Genomic DNA, 2,654 nt, shown 5'->3' with positions numbered 1-2,654 from the left:
TTGTGCCCGGGCCGCGTGCTCCCGCCGGGGTGATCGAGGCCCGCGGTGCCGCTCGCCGAACGGCCGCGGCGCGTACGGGGCCGGTGCGGCGGGCGGTGCTCGGGAGCGCCGCCGACTCCCGCGGCCGTCACCGTGCACCGGTGCGCCGCCCGCGCGGGCGGTCGTGTCCTCCTCCGCGGGACCGGCCGGCACCGCTCACGCCCCGCGTACTCTCTCCCGAGGCCGCACCCAGGGAGCCCCATGACAGCCACCGCCCTTCTTCCCGAACTCGCCGCCCGCGCGGGCGGCGCACCGGTGCACGGTGACGGCCGCGGGAGTCGGCGGCGCTCCCGAGCACCGCCCGCCGCACCGGCCCCGTACGCGCCGCGGCCGTTCGGCGAGCGGCACCGCGGGCCTCGATCACCCCGGCGGGAGCACGCGGCCCGGGCACAAGAAGATGCCGGCGCAGCTCCCCAGCTGCGCCGGCATTCTTGCCGTCCGCCGTACCCCCGTCCCCACGGGGTTTCATGGGTGGATGTCCCCGCCCGGACCGCTCTTCCGGGCCTGGGGTCGCCGCTCAGCGCCCCAGCATCTCTCCCACGGACGACGCCTGTGTGGCCACCGTCTCCCACCCGTCGAAGACGAGGAGGAGCAGGACCGCCAGGGGAAGAGCCATCAGTGTCGCCACCACCGGGTGGCGACGCCCCTCGCGGCTCGGGCGGAACAGGGCGGCGCCCGCCTTGTGTGCCCGTGCGCGGACGACCGTCCGCGATGCCGTGTGGGTCATGACCCCTCTCCTGCCCGTTTCTGTTGTCGTGTGCCTCGGGTGCTGTGCGCGAACCTCCGGCGGCGGGGGGCGTCCGGCCTCGGGGGACGAGTACCGCACCCTCCGCTCGACCTCAAATCTAGGGGCCCGGCACCTCCCGGACGTCATGCCCTCGTACCGATTGCCGGGCCTCCCGGAGGATGAGCCGTGACCTGCGGCGTACTCCCCTGGGTGGAGACGGGCCGCTCCGTGTCAGGGACATCCCCGAGGGGAAGTCCGGTCCGCCCCCTTCCCGGCGCTCATGTCTCCGAGCCGTCGATCCGCGGCACCGGGTGCTCGACCAGCGCGAGGACCCGGTTCGCCATGAACCTGGCCGTCCGCACCGCCGTTCCCGTGCGGGTGACTTCACTCACTTCGACCACGCCCCGGCGCACCGCCGTCTCCACCCTGCGGCCCGCCCTGCTCGCCGTCACCTCGTACGTGCGCGTCGTGTCCCCGGCGTCCACGACTATCTCCACGCGGTCACCCTTCATGTGATCAATCCCCCTTCGGCATCGAATGGTTGAGATCATCACCGCGCGCGGGCCCGGCCCGCCCGCGCGTCCCTCGGCCACTCTTCGAGTCTCCCACCGGCCACTGACAATCCGCCGCCCCGAGAGGGCGCGGCCTCTGCGCAAGGGGGCCCGGGGAAACGTAAGCTGGGGCACGTCACAGGACCGGGCAGCGGGGATGAACATGGCGATGATGCGCCTGAGGCGCGAGGACCCGCGCGTCGTCGGCTCTTTCAGACTTCACCGACGGCTCGGCGCGGGTGGGATGGGCGTTGTCTATCTGGGTTCCGACAAGAAGGGGCAGCGGGTCGCGCTGAAGGTCATCCGGCCCGATCTCGCGGAGGACCAGGAGTTCCGTTCGCGGTTCGCGCGGGAGGTGTCCGCGGCGCGCCGCATCCGCGGCGGGTGCACGGCCCGCCTGGTGGCCGCCGACCTCGACGCGGACCGGCCGTGGTTCGCCACGCAGTACGTGCCCGGCCCGTCGCTGCACGACCGGGTCGCCGACGGGGGCCCGCTCGGCGCGGCCGAGGTCGCCGCGGTCGGCGCGGCCCTGTCGGAGGGGCTGGTCGCCGTGCACGAGGCCGGGGTCGTGCACCGGGACCTGAAGCCGTCCAACATCCTGCTGTCCCCGAAGGGACCGCGGATCATCGACTTCGGCATCGCCTGGGCCACCGGCGCCTCGACGCTCACCCACGTCGGCACGGCGGTCGGCTCGCCCGGTTTCCTCGCGCCGGAGCAGGTGCGGGGCGCCGCCGTCACACCGGCCACGGACGTGTTCTCGCTGGGTGCCACGCTGGCGTACGCGTCGATGGGCGACTCGCCCTTCGGACACGGCAGTTCCGAGGTGATGCTGTACCGCGTGGTGCACGAGGAGGCCCACCTGCAGGACGTCCCGGACGCGTTGGCGCCGCTCGTCCGCGCGTGCCTCGCGAAGGACCCCGAGGAGCGGCCGAGCACGCTCCAGCTGTCGCTGCGGCTCAAGGAGATCGCCGCCCGGGAGGGCCAGGGGTTCACCGGCGTACGCCCCCCGGCCCCGCGCGGCGCGGAGTCCGAGCGGGCGGCGGGGCGCTTGGCCGACACCTACCCGGACCGTGCGCAACGCCGCGTGCCGGGGCAGCAGGGCGCGCCCTGCGGCGGGGGAGTGGCGGTCCGCCCCTCGGGCGCGCCCTGCTGCCCCGGCACGCGGCGTTGCGCACGGTCCGGGTAGGTGTCGGCCAAGCGCCCCGCCGCCCGCTCGGACTCCGCGCCGCGCGGGGCCGGGGGGCGTACGCCGGTGAACCCCTGGCCCTCCCGGGCGGCGATCTCCTTGAGCCGCAGCGACAGCTGGAGCGTGCTCGGCCGCTCCTCGGGGTCCTTCG

The 2,654-nt window shown here is 75.0% G+C and carries 2 protein-coding genes and 1 pseudogene; 1 reads left to right on the top strand and 2 read right to left on the bottom strand.

Annotated features, from left to right (window positions below):
* Positions 1 to 556: 556 nt before the first annotated feature.
* Together AOK18_RS28125 and AOK18_RS28120 are read right to left on the bottom strand one after the other, a co-directional pair.
* Positions 557 to 766 (bottom strand): hypothetical protein, encoded by a 210-nt coding sequence (locus tag AOK18_RS28125; protein ID WP_055574202.1) that lies wholly within the window; start codon positions 764 to 766, stop codon positions 557 to 559.
* A gap of 278 nt (positions 767 to 1,044) precedes the next feature.
* Positions 1,045 to 1,278, bottom strand: a complete 234-nt coding sequence (locus AOK18_RS28120) for a hypothetical protein (protein ID WP_055574203.1) — start codon at positions 1,276 to 1,278, stop codon at positions 1,045 to 1,047.
* Positions 1,279 to 1,474: 196 nt separating this feature from the next.
* Between AOK18_RS28120 and AOK18_RS28115 the strand changes: the two are divergent.
* Positions 1,475 to 2,567: pseudogene (locus AOK18_RS28115) on the top strand (serine/threonine-protein kinase); the annotation flags it as partial.
* Positions 2,568 to 2,654: the final 87 nt, after the last annotated feature.

Source organism: Streptomyces prasinopilosus, assembly GCF_001419695.1.
Classification (GTDB): domain Bacteria; phylum Actinomycetota; class Actinomycetes; order Streptomycetales; family Streptomycetaceae; genus Streptomyces; species Streptomyces prasinopilosus.
This window is presented reverse-complemented; position numbering and strand designations above follow the sequence as displayed.

Coding starts and splice junctions, on each gene's coding strand:
- AOK18_RS28120 (WP_055574203.1), bottom strand. CDS start 1,278: ATGAAGGGTGACCGCGTGGAGATAGTCGTGGACGCCGGGGACACGACG.
- AOK18_RS28125 (WP_055574202.1), bottom strand. CDS start 766: ATGACCCACACGGCATCGCGGACGGTCGTCCGCGCACGGGCACACAAG.